We start from the raw sequence: 25056 nt of genomic DNA, 5'->3' as shown, positions 1-25056 counted from the left end.
TAGAAAATGAACACTCTATCGATCGCGCTACTCCTGCACTACTCCACGCAACTTAACAATGACATCGCAGCAACTATTTCTATGTTTGAGCAGAGTCAGAAAATCTTTAAGAAACTTGATGACCGTAGATTAATAGAGCGCACTCCTGAGGTCAAGTCGCCTGTGCTACAAGGAGGAAGGAGGGGTGATCTACGAATTTTTCAAGCGTCAATCTCAAATTTACTCTTTGAACTTACGGAAGGTTTTCGATTTAGATGTATCCGATTTTTGTCAACACTACGGAATCCCGAACCACCTGTTTGAAGAATAGATCTGAAGGGCGAATTTCATCCTTTTCTAGACAATCAACGTTTCAAATCCAATCCAAGCTCCGCTTCTGACTTCATGCGAACGCAAGAAGCTAACAGGTGTGATTGAACCATGCAAACTTACCTACTGCTTAGTCTGGTTGTCAGTCCGTTGATTGTCGGATCTGTGCTTGCTTTTGTGATCAGCGCATCGTGGGTATCGATTTTGATGGTTTTGCTGGGTGCGATCGCCGGAGCAATTTTGACTGTGCCCTCAGGGATTTTCTGGTTACAAACGCTGCACCAGGAGTGGATACAATCCCAGGCTGCCGGGTTTGTTTTTGTCCCGATCATTCTTCCATTCTTTGCGTATATCGGGGCGATCGCAGGCGCAAGTTTGGTGATTTTCCTCTATGGCTACGGCGGAAACCTTGCGTCTGGCATGTGGCTTCATCTCGTGGCAAGTTGCCTCACGGTTGTCGTGGCTGGGTTGATTCCCTCGGCGATCGCCGCGATTCCCTCTTTTCCCAATTCCGCGAATGCAGCAGGGCAAGCAGACGAACGATTGGTGTTTGTCCCTCTGTTTGCCATAGGCGCTGGAATTGCAAGTTCCTGGCTGGCAAGCCAACTCGCTTACCGGCTGATCCTCTTAATCATTCACTAATTATTCAGGGATACAGCAGCTTGGTTAACTAAAGCCCAGCGCCGAAGAGATAAAGCGAGAAATAGGCGAGCAATAGTTCTATCAACTCATTTTGGGCGAAGATGCTTGGGCGCAAGTCAGATCGTTGGTTCGGTCATGAGGCTTATCTTATCCTCTAGAACCGTTCTAGGGTGGGAAATGCGCTAGGGGCGATCGCCCTTGCGGCTTCTCCACAGGTCTTGGGCGTAGGAAAGATCTTGCCCGGATTCGCCAGTCCTTTGGGGTTAAACACCTGGCGGACGTATTGCATCGTCTCCAGATCGGCAGCAGAGAACATTTCGGGCATATAGCAGCGCTTGTCTGCGCCAATACCATGTTCACCCGAAATACTGCCGCCTACTTTCACGCAGAGCTTCAAGATGTCGCCGCCCAACGCTTCGACTTTCTCCAGTTCTCCAGGAATCGCGTTGTTATAGAGAATCAGCGGGTGCAGGTTGCCGTCGCCCGCATGAAACACGTTCGCCACACGATAGCCGTGCTTTTGGCTCAGCGCCTCAATTTCTTGCAGCACATATTGCAACTTCGTCCGGGGAATCACGCCGTCCTGCACGTAGTAATCGGGGCTAATCCGGCCCATCGCAGCAAAGGCGGCCTTGCGGCCTTTCCACAGCGTCAGCCGCTCTTGCGGATCGCTGGCGGCAGTGATGTTCCGCGCCCCGTTTTGGCGACAGAGGGCTTCGACGCGCTGCGTGTTGGTGTCCACTTCTATTTCAGAGCCGTCTAGCTCAATCAGCAAAATCGCCTCAGCATCGCGGGGATAGCAGTTCGTGCCGACGACATCTTCCACGGCGTTGATGCTGAAGTTGTCCATCATTTCCATGCCGCCGGGGATAATGCCCGCGCTGATGATGTCTGACACAGTTTGTCCCGCTGCTTCCACGCTAGAAAAATCCGCCAGCAGCACGCGGATGGTCTCCGGGGCTTTTAGAATCCGCAGCGTAATTTCTGTGGCAATACCCAGCGTCCCTTCGGAGCCGACGAAGATTCCAGTCAGGTCGTATCCGGGCATTTCAGGGATCTTGCTGCCCAGATCCACAATCTCGCCCGTCGCCGTCACCCCCTTCAGCCCCAAGACGTGGTTCACCGTTACGCCATATTTCAGGCAGTGAACCCCGCCGGAGTTCTCCGCAACGTTGCCGCCGATGGAGCAGATGATCTGGCTAGACGGGTCGGGTGCGTAGTAAAAGCCTGCGCCGCTGACGGCTTGCGTCACCCAGTTGTTGATCACACCCGGCTGCACGACGACGCGCTGATTTTCTAGGTCAATGTCCAAGATCTGGTTCATGCGGGCGGTGACGATCAGCACACAGTCTTCCACAGGCAGCGCCCCGCCGGAGAGTCCCGTGCCTGCTCCCCTGGCGACAAAGGGAACCTGATGGCGATCGCACACTCGAATCACCTGCGCTACTTGCTCTGTTGTGCGCGGCAGCACCACCACCGCCGGCCGCTGCTTGTAGCTGGTCAGCCCGTCGCATTCGTAGACCAGCAGTTCTTCCTTGCGCCGAATCACGCCGGACTCGCCCAAAATCGCGTCAAATTCTCGCAAAATCGGGGTCCAGTCGCGTTGGGAAGACGTTTCGAGTGCCAGCATGTCCAGATGTTCAGAGTAATAGGAGAAGGAGTCAGGAATTGAAGATTAACTATAGATAAGGGGTTGACCGAGATGCGAACGAATCATTTGCCCTAACCTTATCATCAGGCGTTTTGCTGAAAGATGCTAGTCGTCGCCAAGGATGCAGATTCTCCTATACCTTTCCTATCTAGCCTATCTAGGAAGGACTTGAAATCCGCCCAACTCTTGCGCCCCTAGCGTAAAGATCCCCTCCCCCTTACCAAGGGGGACTTCTAGCGCCCCCATCCCGAAGCCTGACTCCTGACCCCTGCAACCCCACTCCTGCAACCCGATCCCGTATGAAAACGATCGCCGAAATTAATGACAAGATTCAGCAGCAAACAGCCGTGGTGTGGACGGTGGAGGAGCTAAAGGCGCGGGTGGCAGAGTTGGGTGTGGCCCAAGTGGCAAAGATGGTGGACGTGGTGACGACGGGCACATTTGAGCCTGCGGAGTCATCTGGGGCAGTGCTGAACCTGGGGCATACGGACCCGCCGATTAAAATTCGCCAGTGCTGGCTGGATGGCGTGATGGCCTATTCGGGCTTTGGGGCGGTGGACTTGTATCTGGGCGCGAGTCAGATGGCGGAGATGGGCGGCGCGTGGGATACGCCTGATCCAGAGGAACTGCGCGAGGGCAAAGGGCGCAATGTGCCGCGAGAGCGGGGTGGCGGCCACGTCATCGCCGATTTGATTGCTGGCAAACCTGTAAAGCTGCGGGCAATCGGCCAGGTGACAGACTGCTATCCCCGTGCATCGGTGGAGACGACGATTACCCGCGACACGATTAACCAGTTCTACTTGTTTAACCCGCGTAATTTATACCAGAACTTCATCGTGGGCGTGAACGGGGGCGATCGCCCACTTTATACCTACCTGGGCCCGCTCCAGCCGCGCCTGGGCAATGCGGTCTATGCCAATGCGGGAGCGCTGTCGCCCCTGCTAAATGACCCGGATTTGAACCTGGTAGGCATTGGCACGCGAATTTTTCTGGGGGGCGGCGTGGGCTATGTGGCCTGGGAGGGAACCCAGCATTTTCCGCTGCAAAAGCGGCTGCCCAACCGCACACCCATCGGCCCAGCAGCGACACTGGCGCTGATTGGCGATGCCAAGCAAATGAGCGATCGCTGGGTCAAAGGCTGCTATTTCAGAGGCTACGGCCCGTCGCTGATGATTGGCATTGGCGTGCCCCTGCCCGTCCTCAACGAAGCAGTGGTGGAACGCTGCGCCGTCCAAGATGCCGATCTGGTGGCTCCAGTGGTGGATTTTTCGATTCCCCGGCGGGTGCGCCCCACCTTTGGGCTGGTCAGCTACGCTCAACTCAAATCAGGCCGCATTACTATTGATGGCCGCAGTGTCCGGTCTGCGCCGCTGTCTAGCATTTTTCTGGCGCGGCAAATAGCCCAGGAGCTAAAGCAGTGGATCGAGGCGGGCGAATTCATGCTGGCGGAACCTGTGGCCCCCATTCCGGGCGATCGCACGTTTCTGGCACAAGATCGACTGGGGTCGCAAATCAGCCTAGAGTAGCGATCGCTCCAGGAACCAAACCCACACTAAGAATCTTTCTGGCGCTTCACAGGCTTAGATATGCCCTCACGCCGCACGGGAGCCGGCGCTGCCCCACCCTCGCCAGCGCGAACGGGACGAGACGGCCCACCGCCCCGATCGGGGAATCGCTTCTTGCGAGCGAAGTTGTTGCGTGGGCCGCCACCCTTAGACTTGCGCTTCTTGGGTGGTACCAGACCAATCAGCGTGCCGCCTTGCAAAGTCAGGTTGTTACCCTGTCGCTGTACGTGCAAATCCCAGAAATAGCCGACAGTTTTGCCTTCCAGAGTTCCATGCAGGATGATTTTGAACATCCGCTCCTTGTCTTCACCAGGTTTGTCGGTCTTCTTGGGGGACTGTTGTACACGCACAACGACGCGGTTGTCTTCGGGAGAAACTGACATTACCTCGCCCCGCACCGAGAAGTAACCGTCGGTAAGTCCATCCGGCATCGCGGACTCTGGCACTGTTTCAGATTCAGATGAGGCTTCACCCGTTTCTGGCTCATCTGCCTCTTTGGGTTTGGTTAAACTTTCGGGTTCCCAGACTCCCACAATCTGAGCATGAAGATCCGTCGCCTTTTCGCGAGTGCGGGGATACACCACCCACAGGTGAGCTTGGGTCAGGTCGAGATGCTTTTTCACCAGGCTCATCACTCGACCCAGCAGCACAGCATCGATCACAGTGCCGTCTTCTGTTGCTAGCGTGCCACGGGTAAATTGCTCTTCGGAGGGTGTATAGATGCCGCGTACCAGCCCAATTGCGCGATACTGCATGGGTTCGCTAGCAGGCGGAATGGGGTGATTTCGCGGGGTGTTCTTTTCAGTTACGCCTGCGTCAATAGCTTTAGAGGCTGCCTCAGCGTTCTCTTGAGTTTCCACCTCCGCCACGGGTTCAGTCGTCGCTGGGGACTCAACCAGTGTTTTGTCTGGCGTTGCTGCGGGTTCTGCGACCGAAGGCTTGATGCTCTGAGGCTTGGGGTCTTCTTCGGGTTTGGCGGCGGCCGGGCGGGCAGGCGGCTTGGGCGGCTTGGGTGGTGTTAGCGGCTTCACAGTAGCCGTCTTGTCATCCTGCGATAGGCTTTCTGAGGCATCCGGCTGGTGGGCATGAGCGTCAGCACCGTTGGGCGTGGGCAAATCGGATGGCACGGTCGGGGCATCGCTGGACAAAGCGGGGGCGGAAATCTGATCCATATCGGTCGGTACTGGTGAGGATAGCTCAGGTGCAGATGATGCCTGAGACGGTTCATTGGGGGACGACGATGACCCAGAAGACTTGGACGACTGAGCGCGAGACGAACTCATGCAACCTCCTTATTGCGGGAACCCATCCACCCGCAAACGCTGACAGGTAAATGCCAGTGAAACAACAAGCGAACCACTTGGAAATAAACACTAGGTTAACATCCAGGTTGATGCTGGCTGCCAGTCTTGATAGGCATTTTTATCGATTGGGCGGTTTCTGGGCCAATCGACTCAGGGTGGCTGGGGCATTTCCCCCCCTAGCAGGGAGTGGACCTAGACAGAGCCAGGCCTGCCCCATTGCATAGCGCGGGGCATCATTATTCCCTGCTGACTTATACAGAGGCGATCGCCCCGCGTCAGGGATTTCGGCTGATGTTTTCAATGTTGGATCATAATGGAATGGCATTTGACAAATGACGAATTTCTATTTGAGTTTGGGGTTTGGCCGTGTTTGACAAGCGCAATCGTTGGATTGTTAACGGGGTGATGGCGATCGCCGCCTTCGCTTTCTTGGCCCTGCTGTTTCTGCCGTTCATGACGGCGCTGCGGTCAGGAGTGGCCAGTTCGGGTGCGTCGCCCAGCGCCACGCCCGGCGCGTCTCCTGCGTCGCAACAGGCGGAACTGGCAGATCAGGCGCGGGGCTATGAGCTGGTGCTGCAACGAGAACCCGACAATCAAACCGCGCTGCGGGGGCTGCTGGAAACCCGCATTCGCCAGGGCGACGTGCAGGGCGCAATCGAGCCATTGGAAAAGCTGGCCAAGCTCAACCCTGACCAGAGCGACTACACCGTGCTGCTGGCCCAGGCAAAACAGCGCGTGGGCGATCGCGAAGGAGCCGCCCAGGCCTACCGCAGCATTTTGGACACCCAGCCGGGAAATATCAACGCGCTGCAAGGGTTTGTTGACCTGATGCTAGAGCAGCAGCGCCCCGAAGCGGCCGTCAGCCTGCTGCAAGACACGCTCCGCACCGCCGATGAGCGAAATCGGGTGGCTCCGGGCAGCGTCGATGTGGTTTCGGTGCAACTGCTGCTGGGGCGGGTCTACGCGCAGCAGGGCAGGACGCAAGAGGCGATCGCCCTCTATGACCAGTCCATCGAGCAAAACGCCCTCGATTTTCGCCCAGTGCTGGGCAAGGCGCTCGTTCTGCAAGCCGCCGGACGCACCGAAGAAGCCAAGCCCCTGTTCGACAGCGCCGCTGCCCTAGCTCCAGCGCAATATAAAGATCAGATCAATCAGCTTGCCAGCGGCGGACAGGGGCAAACTGCTGCATCGCCCTTGGAATCGGCTCCAGCGGATGCACCCGCAGGCACAACGCCCCTGCCCAGCCCAACGACCCTCCCAGCAGGCAGCCCTGCGTCCGAGAGCAGCCCTTCTTCGCCATCCCGCGTCACAGGCAATCCCTAAACGGTTCACAATCTGCCACATCCAACCCCCTTAAAATCTGCAACCAGCACTCTCTCAGCCACCCATGAACTTTTGCAGCGATAACGTGACCGGAGCGTCGCCCGAAATTCTGTCTGCGCTGATTGCTGCCAATGGCGGGGCCGCTATGCCCTATGGTGATGACGAAATCACGCAGCGACTTCAGCAGCGGTTTTGTGACCTGTTTGAAACGAACCTGTTGATGTTCCCGGTGGCCACGGGGTCTGCGGCAAACGCGCTGGCTCTGTCGGTCGTTGCGCCGCCCTATGGCGCGATCTACTGCCACGCCGAAGCCCACATCAACGTAGACGAGTGCGGCGCACCGGAACTGTTTACTGGCGGCGCAAAGCTGGTGACGCTCCCAGGGGAAAACGGCAAAATCACGGCGGAGGCACTGGCCCACGCGCTGGCCCATGCAGGCATTGGGTTTGTGCATCATGTCCAGCCTGCCGCCGTCAGCATTACCCAGGCAACCGAAGCGGGCACAGTGTATACGCTGGAAGAAATTCGGGCGATCGCCCAGGTGGCCCATCAATACCACCTGCCGCTGCACATGGACGGGGCGCGGTTTGCCAATGCCTTGGTCAGCTTGGGCTGCACGCCCGCCGAGATGACCTGGAAAGCGGGCGTAGACATGCTCTCCTTCGGGGCAACCAAGAATGGGGCGATCGCCGCCGAGGCCGTCCTCTTTTTTAATCCAGAACAGGCTGCCGGATTTGAATATCGCCGCAAACGGGGCGGACACCTGTTTTCCAAGATGCGCTTTCTCTCCGCCCAGCTAGAAGCCTATCTGACCGAAGACCTGTGGCTGCGAAACGCCGCCCACGCCAACCGCCTGGCCCAGCGCCTCGCCTCTGGACTGCGGCAAATTCCCGACGTAACTCTCGCCTATCCTGTCGAAGCCAACGAGCTATTTGTCCGCTTTCCCGACCCCATCCTGAAAGGACTCCAGGCAGACGGCTTTCAGTTCTATGCCTGGGAGTCAGACGGTCGCTCGATGGTGCGCCTGGTAACCGCGTTTAACACGGCCGAAGCAGACGTAGACGCATTCCTCAGCGCCGCTCAGCACCACAGCCGACGGATGGTAGAAGGGGCGATCGCCTCCTGACCCTGGGAACTCTTACCAAAAAGCTGGGATTTATGACCTGCGTATTTGTGCGGCGATTTTGGTGGCGATCGCCCTCAAAAAAACACATGGGCATCGTTCTGTAAGATCCGAACTCTAGGGCGATCGCTCCCGTTGCTTATCACCTCTCTAGAGACCAGTGCTGACCTCAACATTAGCCAGGCCGCTTGAGCCTGTTTTTCCTTCCGCCGGGCACGCGTCAGATGCCCTTAGCGTCTAACCGAGCCCTTTTTGCGCCTTGTTTGAGCAACCTTGCCCTTTTTGATCTGCTCTTTTTTCTCTTTCAACTAGCCAGCTCGGTGCAGCGACGCGGGCACGCTCAGGTGACAGGTTCGCAGCGGCGGGAAGATCGTCTCTCCGTTCACCTCTACACCGACGGCTCCCTCTACGCCCAGCGCCAAGGCGACCAGTTCGTGCTTGGTCTGTGGGTTGGGAAAGCGGCCGGTCAGCAAGACGATCGCCCCCCGCTGGCTGACGCGCAGCCCCAGCAGGTCAATCTCGCGGCAGTGCTGTCGGAAGCAATGCTCGACCCGCTTAGAAAGTCCGTCGTAGTCATATTCGCCGCATAGCCCAACCCGCTCTGGCGGAATGCGTCGAAATAGCGGCAGAACAGGAGAAAAAACTGACAGAGCGCCAGAGCTGTCGCTACTCTGGTTCCCTTCTGGCTCTGAAAAGGATTGCCGTAAGCTCATCTTAAAGGATGTCACCTGAGGGGTTATCAAAGCCAAGACATCAACAAACGGGGAAGACACGAGATCGAAAAGACACAAAACAAGCGTGATCCTGAACCTGCAATCCGGAGGGCGATCGCCCAAGTCGTCAGGCCCTAAAGCCGCCCCATCATAAGGGGAAACTCCACTGAGAAAAAGGCAGCGGGGAACACGTTTGGGCAGCGGCCCATCTTGCTCCTTGGACATCAGTCATATGCAGACATATGTAAACAGACGTATGCAAACAAATCAGATATGGTGCAGAGGGACGCTCCGGGCAGTGCAGGGATTGCACCTTCAAAAGCTGCTATGCAGACACGAGATCCCAGTCGCTTTCCGAAACCGAAAAAGCCTGGTAGGAAAAGTTATTTCTTGATAAAAACTTTTCGCAGACTTTTGGGCTTTCCGTATTTCAACTGAGTGTGTCGCACAACGTATACACAAACATACCGTATAGTCCGCAGAAGATCAACTGATTTGTGTAACAATCATCACTTAGACTGATCCGCTTGCGGATCTTCGAGCATCAAGTCCGTAAAACTCCGTATAGCTCCGATGACGATAGGCTAAATCTTCATGGTGTCACTTACAGTCGGGCACGACTGAGGATTGGCTCAGAAAGTTCCCGACGGGCAGCCCCTCAGAATTGAGCTTGACTTTCTGAGACTAAATCCTCCAACGTCCTGCTGCCGAAGTTAGATCACCTGAAATTACCCTTTTCCAACAGAATTCCGTTAGGATTACGGCTGGTCGAACGACAGCAAGCGACTAATCGAACTGTCGGTGTTTTTAGCTACAGAGCGATCGGGCGAAATTTCGGATAGCGAAGACGAGGGTTGTATCGCGTGTGAAGCCGTGGCAGAGTTCGTCGATGGGCTGATTAGCAAGGCTTTCGTGGGATTGAGGGCGATCGCCCGTTGCACGGCCACCATCCGGCGAGCCTGGTCGCGGGTGATACTTTCGGTCGTGTTGCCCAGCCCTGGTGCATTCCAGCGCTGCGTGTCGGGGTCGAGAAAGGCGCGGGTGCGGGCCCACAGAATCGCTTCTTCGCCCGTGATCCCCTGCTGACGCGCTTCGAGCAGACGATCGAGATAGCCGCCTCGACTCAATGCCGCACGGGGCGATTGATTCGCCAAATCAATACCGTTTAGCTGTTCTGCCAGACTTAGCTCTAGTCCTAGCTTGGCGGCAATTTGCTGGAGTTGATGCGCTTGCCGCTGGAGCCGCTGGATTTGCTTGCGGTCGGCTTCGACCGGGGAAGCAGCACCGTGCTGATAAGAAAAGGTGCCCAGGTTCCACACGCCGTTGCCCGGATCGGTGTGCCCCTGGTAGGCGGCTGTGTAGTCGCCGCGCGGCGTGCGTGTGCCCTCGGCGCTGCCCACGGCGATCGCCACCAGCGAGTCTACTCCACCCGCAAAGGCCGCCTGGAGCATTGCAGACAGCACCGCAACCCCCGGATCTTCTGGCAACGCTGGAGCCAAGACCGGGGCAATTGCCGCCGGAGCCATTTCCAGATCAAAACTCAGCGCCGGATCTTTGGCAACGGGCGGTGATACCGCCAGCGTCATAGAAACAGGCACTTCAGACCAAGAAACGGGCGGAGAGGTTTCTGGCGGCGGTGCCTGTCCCAAGGACGACACATCGGGCAGTAGCGCAGGCGGCGCGACCTGGATATTCGCAAGGTTGGGAGCGGCTGCGCTGGGCGGCGGGGGTGGCAGCTTTAGCTGGGCGGCGGTTCGTCCTTTTCCTAATGGTGGTTCGGTCGCTTGAGGGGGCACGGCCAGCGGTACGATAGGCGGCTGAGCAGCAGGTTCGGGTGGCGCGGAGGGGGCGATCGCCGCAATCGTAGAGCCTGGTGGATTGGAATCTGTGGGGCTGGAGGCAGGAGGCGATAACTCCAGTGATAGGGGAGTCTGGGAAGGGGCGATATCGCTCCGCGAGGCTCGCGCCAACGCCGTCTGGTTTACTACCGACCCCGCCAGCACCAGCGCCATCGATCCCGCCAGCAGTCCTCTAAAAGTAGACCAGCGGATGGTACAGGGCGACTCGACAACCAGCGTCAGCGACGGGCCGGGCGAGTCGTCCGCCCAGTCCAGCGGATAGCCGCCGACGATATAACCCAGGATTGCCAATTCTGCCATGTTGGAGGTCGGTCAGGGAACGGTTTCGATTTTGGATTGGCGATTTTGGATTGCCAGTTAAGCGTCTACTGAGACTGGGGCGATTCGCGCAGCGATCCCTATGGAAATCGCAGCACTCGGGTGAGCAGCGCGGCCGATGGTTCCACCAGGGCCCAGCGGCCGTCGGTTTGTTTTCTGAGAGCGGCAAAATGCAGTACCTCGCCCCGCCCCAGCGGTTGCCCTTCTCGCACGCTGCCCAAGCTGGGCCGCCGCAGCCCACACAGCCGCAGCAGATACGCAGGCACTTCGGGACTGGAAAACACCACGCAATCGCCCGCGGTTGGTTGTATCTGTCCATCAAACGGGGCATAGACTTGCCCGCCTGCCAAATCGATGGAAATATCGCCTAGCCCCGCCAGCACACGATGACCTGCGATCGCACTTCCCGGCTGGATTTGCCAGGTCTGATGGATGGGCACACTGCGAGCAGTTGGCGGTTCCTGGGCTATGCCGCAAGCTGCCAGAGGAAGCAGCAGGGCGATTCGCAAAGCGTTCGCGCAAGCGGTGCGGCACACTTTCCCTACGGGAATCACCCCCCAGATTTGCCATCGACTCTGGCGGTTGCTGTGAGCGTTCTGGGTTTGCCGCCCACTCAAGACGCTACTTCTTAAACACAAAGTCATAGCCTGCATACTCGTTGCCCTCATACAGCACCACAAACCAGGTCTGCGGGTCAAATGCCAGCGGATAGGCCTCGCGCTCGGCGGGCACTCCAGCGCGAATTTCGATCTGCGGCAGCCGACAGTAGGGTTCGCTGATCACCGCTTTCACCTGCTCCCGGCTGCTGCGCTCAGGAATGCTGAGCAGTTGTGAAAGCTTGTCGCGGTGCAGCACCGACTGCGACTGCACCACCTCCAGACACTTGTTACTGACCGGCTTGGGGCGGCGATCGCCCAAATCCGTCATCAGCATCGCCAGCATCAGCAGCGACCCACCCATCACCAAATAGGATGAGGGGTTTTTGCGTTCGGGTTTACGGCGCTTCATCATTTCCTCCTTCGCCAACTAGCACGAAGCAAGACAGCACAATCAATAGCCAGGCCGCTCCAAGAAGTACGCTCATAGGAATTAAGGGGGGTGAAGGGGGTTAACTTTAGAGCCAAAATCCGGTCAGGAAGAGTCCAGCAGCAATCAGACAGAGGCGATAGCCCAATAGCAGCGACAGGCGAGGAACTCGGAACGACAGGGCCGTTGCCACGATTGCAGGGGTGAGCAGGGCGATCGCTACGGGAACCCAAAGCTGCGGCAGCGCCATTAGAATTTGGTGCGTCGCCACCCGAAACAGCACACCACCCGCCAACCAAACCCCCGCTTCGGCACAAAACGACAACGGCTCGGTCGGCGGTTGCAGCCATTTCGCCAGCCTTCGCCCCCAAGCTGGATAGCCAGCCGACAATTGGGGGCGAGTCCGTCTGACCGCTCGCCCTCTAGAAAGAGCCGGGTCAGCCGACGCTGAAGAACGCGGAGTAGCTGGGGAAGCCGCTGGGGATGAACCGTTTGCTTTGGGCGGAGCGGGGGCAAGCTGAATTTGCATAGGGCGGATTTGCATGGGGCACGTTAGCGCGAGGGAAGATCGGGAAGCCCGAAGCCTGATCCATCCGAAAATTGGAAGCATTGCAGGCGATTCGGGAATTCAGAACACCAACTTCAGGTCGGGCTTGCAACAAAGCGGGTTTACAGTAGTGCAATCCAAAACAGGCAGTACAAGATAATGCACTGCAAGATATTGCAATCCAATAAGGAGTGGGTAGTAAGCGGTGAGCAATTCGCAGTGGGCAATTAGCGGTGGGGTGAGTGAAATTGGCGATCGCGCTATCGTTGCAGAGCAACATCGCCCCCAAAAAACTGCGTTCCTTTAGTTTAGTACAATTGTACTTAAAACGTAAATGATCTAACGCCCTAGCTTTTGTGCGCTTTTTCTGGAGGCCGGTGTCTGGCTCGTATTCCCGTTCTCTGAACGATTTCCGCCCCTCTTTTCCCACGCCATCGCGCCTATCTCGTGCGCCCAGCGACGCAGCAACGTTATGATTCCTTCTGTATCACACACTTGCTGGGCCGTTCCCTGATCCTCAAACCCATGGCCTCCCCCCTGTCTACTGAACACGCTTCGGCTGCCCACTCAGACCGCACTAGGATATGGCTTTCACGGCTCACGCCCTACCTGTTTCTCGCTCCGGCGCTGCTGGTGTTGGGGCTGACGATTTTTTACCCCGCGCTCAACGCCTTCTACCTCAGTTTCACCCGGTTTGAATTTGACATCACCCAGTCCCCTGCCTGGGTCGGCACGGCAAATTTCCAGCGCCTCGTCCGCGACCCCATCTTCTGGCAAACGCTGCGAAACACGCTGCTTTACCTGATTTGCGTTGTTCCCATCTTGGTGACGCTGCCACTGGGCCTGGCCATCTTGGTAAATCGGGCATTACCGGGAATTGGCGGGTTTCGGGCAGCGTTTTATACGCCTGTGGTGATTTCGATGGTAGTGGCGGGGATCGCCTGGCGCTGGCTCTATGCCGAAACGGGGCTGCTGAACCAATTGCTGCGCTGGCTGAGGCTATCGGAGGCGGGTGTGCCCTGGCTGACCAGCCCGCAACTGGCCTTGTTTAGCGTCATGGCGGTGACGATTTGGAAAGGGCTGGGCTATTACATGGTGATTTACCTGGCGGGGCTGCAAGCAATCCCAGCGGATTTGTATGAAGCGGGGGCGATCGATGGCTCCACAGGCTGGAAAAAACATTGGGATATTACGGTGCCGCTGATGCGGCCCTATCTGCTGCTGGTGGCGGTGATTTCTGCCATTTCGGCAACGAAGGTATTCGAGGAGGTGTTTGTGATGACGCAGGGCGGCCCGCGCAACAGTTCCAAAACAATGGTTTACTACGTGTACGAGCGGGCGTTTCAGGATTTGGAGTTGAGCTACGCTTGTACGATAGGGCTGGTGCTGTTTCTGATTATCTTGGGGCTGTCGGTGCTGCGGCTGATGCTGCGTTCGGAATCGCCAGATTTGCCTGGATGACGCATGATTTCTGACGATTTCTAACAAAACCTCGGCAAAACCCTTGCAAAACTTTAGATAAAACTTTCCGGTTAGCTTCTAGAAAGCTTCGCCGTATAATGTCTGGGCATCTATCATTTTCATGAACCGAATTGTTCTGAGTGCATCCCATTCATTAACCCGACTAAACTCGTCCTATAAGCTGCTCGGTTACATTCGATACTTGTTTCGCTGATTGGACAAGATTTGCTTCTTGCCTGCATCGTCACCGTTGCCATCGATCCTTAAAATCTGACTACACAATCCTGTGATAGCGGTTTATCCTGGTAGTTTTGACCCTATTACCCTGGGGCATCTCGATATCATCGAGCGCGGCAGTCGGCTATTTGGTCGGCTGATTGTCGTCGTTATGCGGAATCCAAGCAAAACGCCGCTGTTTCCGGTTCATCAGCGGGTGGCGCAAATTCAGCAGGCGACTCAGCACTTGTCGAATGTCGAAGTTGACACATTTGATGGATTGACCGTGACCTATGCCAGAATGCAAGGAGCAAAGGTCTTACTGCGGGGGCTGCGCGTCCTCTCCGATTTTGAGAAGGAGTTGCAGATGGCCCACACCAATAAGACCCTGGCTGAGGATATCGAAACTTTCTTCCTGGCGACTTCGAGCGAGTATAGTTTTCTGAGCAGCAGCCTAGTTAAAGAAATCGCCAAATTTGGCGGCCCCGTTGATCATCTCGTCCCTTCCGCCGTCGCGTTAGATATCTGCCAATGCTACGCCAAGACTCCCCCAACCGCATCGCCCCAGACCGCAACGGAACCAGCGCCAACGCCAGCCTCAATGGAGAGGCAAGCCGAGTCGGTGGAGTAGACATCCAGCGCGAACTGGCCAAGCTGGAAGAGATGATCCTGGAAGGGTCACGGCTGCCGATTATCAATCGGACGCTGATCAACGAGGATCAAGTGCTGGATCAGCTGGAGCTGGTGCAGATGAACCTGCATCCGGCGTTTGAAGAGGCGAAGAAGCTGCTTCAGCACAAGGAAGAGATTTTGCTGGAGGCGGAGCAATACGCCCAGGAAATCATCGAAACGGCAGAGCGACGGGCGGCGCAAATCCTCGACGAGATGGGGCTAGTGCGGCAGGCGGAGCTAGAGATGAAGCAGATTCGCCAGCGCGTGCAGCAAGAGTGTGAAGTGGCCCATGAGCAGGCGATGGTGGAAATTGAGCGGATGCGGCGGCAAACTCAGCAGGAAATTGAAGAGATGCGGCGGCGGGCGATCGCCGAGTGTGAGGAAATCCAGGCTGGCGCAGATGACTACGCCGATCGCATTCTGCAAGACCTGGAGCAGCAGTTTTCCGACATGCTGCGGGTTGTTCGCAACGGCCGTGGGCAGCTTCGTCCAGAAGCCCCAGCCCGAAACCTGCCGCGGGGGGGCGATCGCCCTAAGAAATAGAGTCTTGGGTCTGAGTTTTAGGGCTAGCGACTGAAGTCTAGCCCTGATCTCTGATCTCTGCCGCTCTGCTTTCTGGGTTCAACCAGCGCCCCTTGCAGCGGCTCGGTCAGCTTCTGGTAGGTGGTGGCCAGCAGCATATCCAGGTAGGCGCGGAGGCGCTGCCACTGTCGGAGGTTAGGGCGATAGGTCTGGTTGTCTTGCTTGAAAAACAGCGGTGCTTCTAGCAGTTGGGCCGCAGTAGACTGGCTGGCGGTGGTAGGCATGAGCAGCGCTGTGTCCAGCATCGGCACCAGGCCGGGCGGCAGATGCCCCTCCAGCAGCGCGAGAATGTGCTGACGACAGGCCGTGGTGTCGATGCCGCGCCGTTCTAGCGTGTGCAGCACGCTGTTGAGGGTGACAGGGTGTTCAGGGAAGGTTCGCAGCAACTCCATCAGCAGATAATAGTCGCTGGTTTGGTGGCGCGGCCGATTCAGCACCTGCGGATGCAGCGGCAACACCGCCAGACCGTAGGCGACGCGGCTACAGGCAGTAGAGGCATGACCCGCTGACAGGTAAGTGTCCTGGATGATGGTGGCGTTGGGCAGCTTTTGATGCAGCCAGCGGGCGATCGCCACTAGCGAGGCGCTGCCCCCAGAGCAAATCACCTGGCGAATTTCCAGCCGCGACAGGCCGGTTTGCCGCAGCAGTGTGTTTAGCTCCCGATTCAGCCGCTCTATGTAGGGCAGCAACACCCGACTGCTGAGGTCGTGGCGCGTCAGGCTGAGGATCTGGTTGCCCAGCGTGAGGCTGACTTGCTCCTGCTGCTGGAGCGCAATCTTGACTCGCTCGGCAATATGCAGCAGCCAGAGTCCCAGATCGGAACTCCGTAGCCGTTGCAGCATTCGGTGGCGGTGGGCCGGGTCGGGATCGCCTACTGCGGGCAGGGTCAAGTCGTCCCATCCTACGGCGAGCCAGGGGTCGGCTGCTGCTTCGGGAGAAACGGGAGGTTCGTGCCAGTCTGCTCCGCCCGGTTTGTGGGACAAGACGTTGGACGATGTTGGGCGATCGCCCCCATTCTTGGGAGTTTCGACAATAGGGCGCTGCGGGCCGTGGGTCTGGCGCACCCAGGCAGGATACACCAGTTGAGTCAGAATGTCCTGGTCGAGGGCTGTGCCCGCGTAGGGCAGCGTGCGAGTTACGAAGTCGCAGGGGCTGAGGTGCTGCAACTGGCTGGGTAAGTTCACCAGTGCTAACTCCGTCAGCGTTGCGCCTGCGCTCAGCACCAGGGTTCCGCCCTGCCAGTTGCCGGTGTAGAGGTCGGCGGGCTGGGCCGGGGCAGGCGAGAGCCTCAGCGGACGTGCATCGGGGCTGGGCAAGCCAGACAACAGCGTGGCGATCGCCTCTTCCAGCAGAAAAATCTGCTCAGGCCGGCGAACCAAGTGAGCCGACAAAATCGCCTCCCGCAGGTTGAAGCTATAGGTATCTGACCAGTTGGCGGGATAGCTGACAATCACGCCCGTCAACTGCCGCAGCGCAAGCTGAAACTGGGCTTCTTCCAGATCCACCGCGCCGCAGGTAAGCAATGGGGTTGTCGTGGCAACGTCTTCGGAGGCATAGCCGCCCGTCGAGAATGCAAGGCTCACCAACAGCGTCCGCAGCGCTTGCTGAAACAGGCTCAGCGGCAGGGCTTGGGTGTCGCTCCAGCGGGCGACGGGTTCCCATTGCAGCGTCTCGGTGGAATAGTAGGGCACGCCGACTTGCAGGTAGGGCTTGAGGTGGCTGAGAGTGAGCCGATGGGGCTGTTGGGTGCGCGGCTGGCCGAGGCTGGCAGAGAGGGGGGCGATCGCAATGGGAGCCGTATTTTGATCGCTCTCATCTGCCGCGCTGAGTTGCACCTGCACGGGCAGCCGAAACGTCTTGCGGGCGGGCAGGCGATTGCGCTCCGACGCAGGTGGCAATTCCAGCCAGTAAACCGGGTACAGCGCTCCCGCTGGATATCTCAGCAGCACTGCCGAAATGCCCGTTGTTCCAATGTCCAACCCCAGATACCACTGGACATTCTCAGCTTGCTTTGCCGATGCTTCAGCGGGTTTGCCTGCCTGGGGCGAACCGGAGCCAGACACCTCCGATAAGGCAGACAGCAGCCGCGACAGCGCCTCCGGAGCAATCCCCAGAGTTTGCATCAAATCCTGTAGCGCTAGATCTGGCTCATAGTCTTCTGGATCAAAGCTTTCGAGCCAGGGTTGCGATGGGTCAGATGCAGACAGCGGCAACTCGTCCGCAGGAGCAGAAGGAAAACCTGGGTTCGGGCCCGAATTGCCTTCAGCGGCGAGCGACGACTCCCAAGCTGGCTCAACGTTACTGGGGACGGCGGGTGTTGGGCTGGAGCCGTCCGAAGCCTCTGGGTTCGCGGGGGTTGGGCGGATTAGAGGATTTTTTTTTTGCCTCGCTGGAGGAATCGGGCGAATCCGCAGGCTGCGCCTCATCCACCGGATTCACTGGATTCCCCAAGTCAGCCGCAGGGGCGGGTTCTGCGTCATCAAACAAACTGGTCAAATCGGCTGCGGTTAGGTTGGTGCTGGGCGACCCCGGCGGCGGCACAGGAGTTACCTCGCCCACCGACGGCAAATCTTCAAACAGGCTCTCCAAGCCGCTCAGCGTAAACGCTGCCTCACCCGGCGGCGGCGCAGGCACCGATAGCGATAGATTTTCCAGGATGCTATCCGGGAGGGAGTCGCTGGGTGCGGGGACGCTGGGTTGGCGCGGACTGGGCTGCGGGGCAGGCGGCACTTCTGCAAACAGGTCTTCAAGGCTGCTGGGAATTGCCGGAGGGGGAGCGAGGTCGGGGGAGTTCGCAGGAACGCCCTGGGACGGCGCAGGCGAGGCAGGCACAGCAAAATCCGCCGAAAAATCGTCGAGGCTAGCGGAATCTAACCCAAAGTTCTCGGCAGGCGTGTCTGCGGGCGTTTCTGCGGGCGCTTCTGCGGGAGATACAGCGGTACTGCCTGCGCTAGAACCTTCTAGGCTAGAGAATAGGTCATCGGCAAGCAGATCGCCGGAAAAATCACTGGAGAAATCGCCAGAGAAGTCATCCGAAAAATCGTCGGCGAAAGAGTCCTCTAATGACTCCTCCACCAGGGACGACTGATCCGCTGGGTGGAGGGGTGTTTGCACATTGGCGATCGCCCCCATCCCGTCCGACGGTATAGGCTCCGTTTGCATCACCGCCTGAAAGTCGCTCAGGCTCAGGTCTTCTCGGTCGGGCGGCAGTTCGGTTTCATCCAGCGCGTTGACCCAATCCGCCAGCGATTCTGGTGTGGTCAGAGGAGCGATCGCTTTTTCGGGCAGGGGGGTGGAGAGTCCCGGCGGCCCGTCCAGCAGCAGCGTCATCTCGTCGTCCGATCCATCTTCGACAGGAAACAGGCTGGAGATAAACAGATCCTCTTCCGTTGGGGCATTCTGAGCGAAAGAACCGCCCTGCCAGTAGGATTGGCCCTCGTCGGTCAGTTCGGCAGCCGAACCCGCAGCGGGGAACGGATCGGGCGATTCGCGCAACGATTCCTGCGGGAATTGCCCCCAATCTGCCAGCGAATCTGTAAAGCTACTGCTCGTTTCAGAGTCCGTTTCAGAGTTCGTTTCAGATACGTCTGTGGCGGGCGCTGCTGCGGACGAACTGAGGGCAGCCAAGTCGGTGCTAAAGGCATCCGCCGCCAGCCCCTCCAGATCTGATAAATCAGCCGCCAACTGCTCCAGCGTGGTCTGGGTCACCTGTACATCGGGACGGGGACTGGACAGCACATCGTCGCCGCCCAACAGGTCTTCGCCCGGATTTGCAGGCTCGTAGCGATCTTCGGCATCGGTCGCCAGTCCATTCGCTGGCAGCCCCACCGCCGACTCTTCTGCGGATTCTGCCGCCATCAGTTGCAGCAGGTCGTTGAGGGAACGGATCACCTCCGGCTTGTTGGGCTGGGGCGAAGACAGTCCACCGTCCGGCTCCTCGGCGGGAGGCGGTTCCGGAGATTCCCCAAACAGCAGATGCTCGACTGCTTCGGGCGATCGCTCTGTGGAGTGAGGTGGCTGAAAGGCAGAGGACTCGGTTTGCGCCGTCGGCTCGGCTGGCTCTGCTAGTTCTCCAGCACGGGCTTCCCCAGCAGGGACATTCATGAACTCGCTCAACAAATCCACCAGTTCATCAACGCTGGGGCTGGCGATCGCCGCATCGGTCGCATCGGCTGCATCGCTGGCTGGGTCTGCCTGTCCGCCAAACAGAGCCTGATCCAGGCTTTCCAGGCTGCCCAACTCAGCATCAATGGGGGGCGTATCGCTCAGATCAGTCAGACCAGACAGATTAGACTCATCAGACTCATTCACCGAACCGGATTCTGCTACGTCCGTCAGATCGGGGGCGGGCTGAACGAGCGATCGCTGTTCCGCATCCGACAGGTGTTGATCGACTGGCTCATCATCTGCCGTGTCTGCCGTCTCTCCGGTGGCCCCAGCCGCGTCTATGCCAAACAGGCTCTCGTAAAACGCATCCAGTTCGTCATAGGAGTCTGTACCGCTAACGGAGTCAGCATCCAGCCCAAATCCCGTCGTCAGGTCGGCGCTATCGGGTGCGTCGGTGGAGCCTGCCTGCTCTAGCTCGACATCCAGTTGGGTACTAATTTGCCCCAGTAGATCTAGCGCCGAGTCCAGATCTTCAATTGACAAGCCTAGGCTGGCGGGGGCTTCTTTAGCTTCTTCTATCGCTTCAGCCTCTTCGGCATCCTCTTCAGCCTCTTCGGCATCGACCTGCAAGACCGTGCGCGGATCGCCCAGTGGCTTATCCGCCGGGAAATCCGTCATCGCCGACTCGTCAATCTGGAACATCGTCAGGTCTTCGTCGCCATCATCTAGCGATGCAAACTCCGCGTCGTCCTCCAGTTCTGGCAGTTCCGGCACCGATGCCAGTTCCAGCCGCTCTAGCTCCTGAGTCAGCAGTTCCAAGGCTTCCAGATCATCAATTTCGTCCAGCAGTCCCGGATAGGCAGTGGAACCCATCGGGCGGGTATCGGCGGACATTGGGTCTGACCCGCTTTCGGGGGCCACACGGTCAGCCGCACCAGATTCCGGGCTGGGTTCCGGAACCTGGAATACCGTCAGTTCCTCATCCAAATCGGATTCTGGCACCTGGAATACGGTCAAGTCTTCATCCGAAACAGGTTCCGGCACCTGAAATACCGTCAGTTCGTCTTCCAGTTCGCTGAGGAGTTGGTCGATTGGGTCGAGGCTGTCGGACTGCGGGCGGGCAGAGGAAGCGGTGGTTTCCAGCGAGGCGGGTGGCCACTGTTCCGTCGCTGGCTCTGTCGTTGGCTCTGGGGCGGGCGGGCGGGCCGACGACTGGGGCAGGCTAGTAGCAGGCTGCCATTCGGCATCTTGAATCGATGCCTGGAGATAGTGGGAGGCTTCTCGGCTAAGCTGTTCGGCTAGGCGGTTCACCATTGCCGCAAAGATGGACTCGCCCTGCTGCCCCAGGGTATTCATCTTGTCCAGCCCCAGGCTGAGCGATTCCTGATAGGTTTCGATGTTGCTCTGGAGCGACTCGAAGATGACGCGCAGGCTGTTATCTAGCTTCAGCAGCAGTTGGTCAGACTGAGCCTGGATGCGCTGAATTTGCTGGAGGCGCTCGGCGGGCGTGAGGGCGGGCACCTCAGTTGCAGATAGGGACACAGCCGGGTCGGCTGTTTCTGATGCAGTAGAGGGGCGATGTGGCTCTGCAACGCTGGCACCAGCACCCGCAGCCTGGGCCTCGATCTCCGTCAGCATTTGGGCGACCTGCCCTGACAAATCTGCCTGCAACCGGCCCATCAGCGTTTGCAAAAACTCGGAGATGAGGCGCTGCTGGTCGGCGGCGGGCAGCGTGGCCGCAGGCGGCGGTGTGGCATCCGTCAGCACGGCCTGTTGGCGCTGAGATTCTAGCTCGTGAATTTCTTGCAGGAGGCGATCGCGCTGACGATACAGCACTTCCAGGTCATTCCGCAACGGCTGCATCACCGTCGTCCGCAAGTAGGTTATCTCTTGCAGCATGGCTTGCAGCACCTGTTGGGCCGATTCCGCAGGCGAGGTCGGCGACAAGGGCACCGCATAGCCCTGATTCATTGGGTCGTGGGAGAGGGCGCTCCCCACTGCGGGGGTTCCCTGCTGCTGCATTTGGGCCAGATAGCGTCGGGTTTCCTCCAAGACGCGGCGCTGTTGGTCTGCCTCGCCGCTCATTACCCAAGGCAGCCGGGGGCTGGATTTGCCCAGCACCTCGTCGATCGCCCGAATTAAGTCCTGAAGTTGCGCCGGTTGATACGTCACGGTTGTCTTGAGGGGAACGAAGGAAGCGGCCTGGAGTTGCCGAAGCTGACAGGTGGATGGGTTAAAGATTTGCCTGGACTGGGTTTGTTTAGAGTAGGTTTGCCTAGAGTGGGTTTAGCTATCACGCCTGCCGTTGCGGACTGGATTGACCTTCTGGATCGACTTTTGGATTGACTAAGGGTTAGCTTAACGGTTCGCCCATGTAACGCTCGCCGCTAGCAATTGGCTGACGTAAGTAGTCGCTACGCAGAGACCAAGTCCATTGATATCCCCAAGTCCATCGATCCAAGTACGCCTACTCAAGTACGTCTATATCGCTTATATCGCTATAGGATTCCCCAAAAACGCTGCCATTCTTCCCATGCTGCAAGAAAAATCAACGTTTTGGAGCTACAGTTTGGGTTAAACACTTGCTCAAGACTTGAATTTCAGGGCTTGAGTGTAAGACGTGAATGCGAGGCTCCTGGGGTGAGGCACATCCAGCACGGTAGAGCGTGCCCAAATTTTAGTGTGTAATTGCGTCATTAGAACCACGGTTTATGGGCGATCGCTCTTCTAGTCTAGATCGGCGTTCTTCTGAAGAGACGGGCGTTTTGAAAGATTTGTCGTAGCTTACTCTCTCTTGAGAGGGACGGACTTTGAGTTTCACGTTAAGATTTTGAGTTTCACGTTAAGATAGCGCAGGGTCATAGCGCACCTAGCACATTGACCTGGCATATCCTGGCTAGCCACAACCGTTGCCGATCGGCATATCGCGCTTCATAATTTGTACTGGGTGCGGTTCAAGATTCCGTATTTCTCTCGTCTTGAACGGTTAGCGCGGTCGATGGGTTCTTTGATAAAGCAATTTGATAAAGCAAGCTGACAAAGACAAAGCAAGCTGAGAAGACAAACTGAGAAAACAAACTGAGAAAACAAACTGAGAAAACAGGTCAGTCGGTCAAACGCAGAACAAATCAAGAGCAAGCATGGGCAGCCCCCTTATATCACTTGGAACAATGGGACGTAGCAGCTTTGTGAACCGGGATAAAGCCCCCGCAAGCCCGGATGTCTCCACTCAGCGCCCTGCCTTTGGGCTGTCGGGGCTGACGGGCGCAGCCATTGCGGCGGTCTGTTGGCTGGGCATGGGCGATCGCGCTTTGGCTCAAACTGCGCCCCCGCCCAACCCCGTGCTGAAAATCGGCATCGTGCAGCGCTTTGGCGACGAACCACAGGACGTGCTGACGCTGCAACCCGCTGAGGGCGATCGCCTCTCGCTCCGCTTCAAAACCGACGAGGGGCAAGACCAGACCGTGACCACTGCTGCCCCGGTGAGGGTGGGTGTGGTGATGGAGCCGCTGCCAGAGCCAAAGGTGGTGGAAAAAGTGGTGTTGGGCAACCACCGCAGCTTTGAGAGCGCAGAAGACCAAGCCAACCAGTGGCGATCGCGCGGCATCGAGGTCGAGCTGGCCCAGCCGCGCCAGTGGCAGGTGTGGGCCAAGCGCGACACCTACGAAACGCCACTGGTGCGTCGGCTGTTGCTGAAAAATTTGCAAGCTCAGGGCGCGCGCACCGCCTTTATCGATCGCCAGGTGCAGCGGCAGGTGCCCCGCGCCGTGCTGGAGGTGGAGGGCAACCGCCTGATGCGCGATGAGGTGGAAATTCTCTCTTCCTACAGCCGCGTGTTCGTCACCGAAGGCGAACTGCCCCCCAACGCGGCTCGCAATGCCAATGTGCCAAACCGTCGGCTCTACGGTGGCAGTCTGCGCCTCCAGCCCAACGCCTACGGCAACTATACCCTCGTCAACTACGTCCCCACGGAAACCTACCTGCGCGGGGTCGTGCCCCACGAAATTGGGCCGTCTGCGCCGCCCACCGCAGTCCAGGCCCAGGCGATTTTGGCGCGTACCTATGCCCTGCGAAACCTGCGGCGATTTGCCATCGACGGCTACGAGCTTTGTGCCGATACTCAGTGCCAGGTTTATAAGGGGCTGACGGGCGCGGTGGAATCGGCGGATCGGGCGATCGCCGCCACGCGGGGGCAGGTGCTAACCTATCGCAACGAGCTAATCGACGCGCTCTATTCCTCCACCACGGGCGGCATCACGGCTCCTTTTGCTGACGTGTGGAACGGGCAAAACCGTCCCTACCTGAGGGCCGTGGTGGACTCCGTAGAAGGCGTGTGGGATTTGGCCAATCGCCCCCTGTCGGACGAGATGAATCTGCGAGCGTTTCTAAACCTGCGGCAGGGCTTTAATGAAGCAGGCTGGGACAGCTTCCGCTGGCGCAAGGAAAGCACTCTGGAAAACATTGCCGAAGGGCTACGCCGCTATTTGCAGAGCCAGCGCCATCCCTTTGCCAACCTGACGCGGGTGGAGTCGGTGCAGGTGGTGGAGCGATCGCCCGCCGGTCGAGTGCAAAAGCTGCTCATCCAGAGCGATCGCGGTCCGATCACCCTGGAAAAAGACGAGATTCTCCGGGCGCTCTATGCCCCCACTAGTACCCTGTTCTACCTGGAACCCGTCTACGCCCAGGTGCCCATTCCCCAAAACGCGCCTAGCTCAGCCGCACCAGAGGACGGAGAGGCGGGTGCTGAGGTCAATCTAGCCCCTTCGGTGTCTAAGCCATCCCCCATTGCGGCCGAACCCGACCCCGCCGAGCCATCGCCTATCAAAGCTGCAAAGCCCGCCGAGGAAGCGACAGGCGATTCGCTAGAAGCGCAAAACCGCGTGCCGACGATGACGGTACTCAAGGGCTATGCCTTCGTTGGTGGGGGACTGGGCCACGCCGTTGGCATGAGCCAGACAGGGTCCTATCGATTGGGACGACTGGGCTGGTCAGCCGCCCGCATCCTCAGTTTCTACTACCCCGGCGCTCAATTGGTCACGCTCAACGAAAACATTGTCTTCTGGCGCGACCCGTCGAACTAACGCTGGAACAACCCTGGAACACTGTTGGGATGTGTTCGCAGAGGGAGCAGGATAGGAGTTGTTTTTTATACTAGCCATCGGCGTGCTGTGCTGACTGTTGAGCAAGACTGTGCGGCATTTACTGTCGTGTTCACCTGCGTATATCCCCGCAAGCCATCTGCTGCCCTCGTATGAGACGAAATCGTTGAAAAGCTCAAGAGGGCTTCTAGAAGAGCATTTAACCGGTTTTGGCAGCTAAAAAGGTCTTAATTCTGTAAGTCAATTAGCTTGATTCCTTTCGACGTTTTGAAGTATCCGGAAAAATCCTGAGAAAAGTTTTTTTAAGCCTTACGTAGATTCTCTTAACTTAAAGGCTCCGTAAAACTTACTAGATTTCCTTTGCAAGGGGCGATCGCCCTCAGGTATTTGTATAGGAAGTCACGCTTAGCGTCGTTTTGTGGGAGGGCACGGACTCTCTTGGGAGTTGCGGTCGTCACAGGGCGGGGCCTGTTTGGCGTGCGTAAACGTCAATTTCGCGTCTAGGCCGGAGCTGGCAGTCACTCTCTAAGGCCACTGTC

General features: G+C 58.0%; 17 protein-coding genes. 8 read left to right on the top strand and 9 right to left on the bottom strand.

What is annotated here, in order from left to right:
- Positions 1-420 precede the first annotated feature (420 nt).
- Entirely contained in the window at positions 421-951 is a 531-nt protein-coding gene (locus IGS16_RS09170) for a hypothetical protein (protein WP_297085078.1), read from the top strand.
- A gap of 154 nt (positions 952-1105) precedes the next feature.
- On the opposite strand, the gene glcD is transcribed toward IGS16_RS09170, so the two are convergent.
- Complete coding sequence (gene glcD, locus IGS16_RS09165; protein WP_297085077.1) at positions 1106-2581, bottom strand: glycolate oxidase subunit GlcD; 1476 nt, start codon at positions 2579-2581, stop codon at positions 1106-1108.
- A 320-nt stretch (positions 2582-2901) separates the two neighbouring features.
- On the opposite strand from glcD, the gene IGS16_RS09160 reads away from it, so the two are divergent.
- Entirely contained in the window at positions 2902-4128 is a 1227-nt protein-coding gene (locus IGS16_RS09160; RefSeq protein ID WP_297085076.1) for a homocysteine biosynthesis protein, read from the top strand.
- A 26-nt stretch (positions 4129-4154) separates the two neighbouring features.
- Here IGS16_RS09160 and IGS16_RS09155 read toward each other — a convergent pair whose 3' ends face one another.
- Entirely contained in the window at positions 4155-5450 is a 1296-nt protein-coding gene (locus IGS16_RS09155) for a hypothetical protein (RefSeq protein WP_297085075.1), read from the bottom strand.
- Between the two features lie 387 nt (positions 5451-5837).
- Here IGS16_RS09155 and IGS16_RS09150 point away from each other — a divergent pair, with 387 nt between their 5' ends.
- Positions 5838-6794, top strand: coding sequence for a tetratricopeptide repeat protein (locus IGS16_RS09150; RefSeq protein ID WP_297085074.1), 957 nt, complete (start codon positions 5838-5840; stop codon positions 6792-6794).
- Positions 6795-6858: 64 nt separating this feature from the next.
- On the top strand, positions 6859-7920 hold the full coding sequence (locus tag IGS16_RS09145) for a low specificity L-threonine aldolase (RefSeq protein ID WP_297085073.1): 1062 nt from the start codon (positions 6859-6861) through the stop codon (positions 7918-7920).
- Between the two features lie 305 nt (positions 7921-8225).
- Here IGS16_RS09145 and IGS16_RS09140 read toward each other — a convergent pair whose 3' ends face one another.
- From IGS16_RS09140 to IGS16_RS09120, 5 genes are all read right to left on the bottom strand, one after another.
- Positions 8226-8630, bottom strand: a complete 405-nt coding sequence (locus tag IGS16_RS09140; RefSeq protein ID WP_297085072.1) for a hypothetical protein — start codon at positions 8628-8630, stop codon at positions 8226-8228.
- A gap of 758 nt (positions 8631-9388) precedes the next feature.
- Positions 9389-10789: a hypothetical protein gene (locus IGS16_RS09135; protein WP_297085071.1), complete on the bottom strand. Its 1401-nt coding sequence runs from the start codon at positions 10787-10789 to the stop codon at positions 9389-9391.
- Positions 10790-10887: 98 nt separating this feature from the next.
- Positions 10888-11424 carry a hypothetical protein gene (locus tag IGS16_RS09130; RefSeq protein WP_297085070.1) on the bottom strand — a complete coding sequence of 179 codons (537 nt, stop codon included), beginning with the start codon at positions 11422-11424 and terminating at the stop codon, positions 10888-10890.
- A gap of 4 nt (positions 11425-11428) precedes the next feature.
- Entirely contained in the window at positions 11429-11815 is a 387-nt protein-coding gene (locus tag IGS16_RS09125; protein ID WP_297085069.1) for a hypothetical protein, read from the bottom strand.
- Positions 11816-11921: 106 nt separating this feature from the next.
- Entirely contained in the window at positions 11922-12377 is a 456-nt protein-coding gene (locus IGS16_RS09120) for a hypothetical protein (protein ID WP_297085068.1), read from the bottom strand.
- Positions 12378-12905: 528 nt separating this feature from the next.
- Between IGS16_RS09120 and IGS16_RS09115 the strand changes: the two genes are divergently transcribed.
- From IGS16_RS09115 to IGS16_RS09105, 3 genes are all read left to right on the top strand, one after another.
- The gene (locus tag IGS16_RS09115; RefSeq protein WP_297085067.1) at positions 12906-13841 is read left to right on the top strand and encodes a carbohydrate ABC transporter permease; all 936 of its coding nucleotides are present in this window, start codon (positions 12906-12908) and stop codon (positions 13839-13841) included.
- Between the two features lie 286 nt (positions 13842-14127).
- The gene (gene coaD, locus IGS16_RS09110; RefSeq protein ID WP_297085066.1) at positions 14128-14688 is read left to right on the top strand and encodes a pantetheine-phosphate adenylyltransferase; all 561 of its coding nucleotides are present in this window, start codon (positions 14128-14130) and stop codon (positions 14686-14688) included.
- On the top strand, positions 14589-15272 hold the full coding sequence (locus IGS16_RS09105; protein WP_297085065.1) for an ATP synthase F0 subunit B: 684 nt from the start codon (positions 14589-14591) through the stop codon (positions 15270-15272). Before coaD ends, IGS16_RS09105 begins: the two co-directional genes overlap by 100 nt.
- A gap of 23 nt (positions 15273-15295) precedes the next feature.
- On the opposite strand, the gene IGS16_RS09100 is transcribed toward IGS16_RS09105, so the two are convergent.
- Entirely contained in the window at positions 15296-17524 is a 2229-nt protein-coding gene (locus IGS16_RS09100) for a hypothetical protein (protein ID WP_297085064.1), read from the bottom strand.
- Positions 17525-17609: 85 nt separating this feature from the next.
- Positions 17610-21590 (bottom strand): hypothetical protein, encoded by a 3981-nt coding sequence (locus IGS16_RS09095; RefSeq protein WP_297085063.1) that lies wholly within the window; start codon positions 21588-21590, stop codon positions 17610-17612.
- A 998-nt stretch (positions 21591-22588) separates the two neighbouring features.
- Between IGS16_RS09095 and IGS16_RS09090 the strand changes: the two genes are divergently transcribed.
- Positions 22589-24499, top strand: a complete 1911-nt coding sequence (locus IGS16_RS09090; RefSeq protein ID WP_297085062.1) for a SpoIID/LytB domain-containing protein — start codon at positions 22589-22591, stop codon at positions 24497-24499.
- Positions 24500-25056 lie beyond the last annotated feature (557 nt).

The organism is Thermoleptolyngbya sp. C42_A2020_037 (assembly GCF_015272455.1).
In the GTDB taxonomy this organism is placed as follows: Bacteria; Cyanobacteriota; Cyanobacteriia; order Elainellales; family Elainellaceae; genus Thermoleptolyngbya.
Note: the sequence above shows the minus strand (reverse complement) of the source record. Positions and strands in the feature narration are given on the sequence as shown.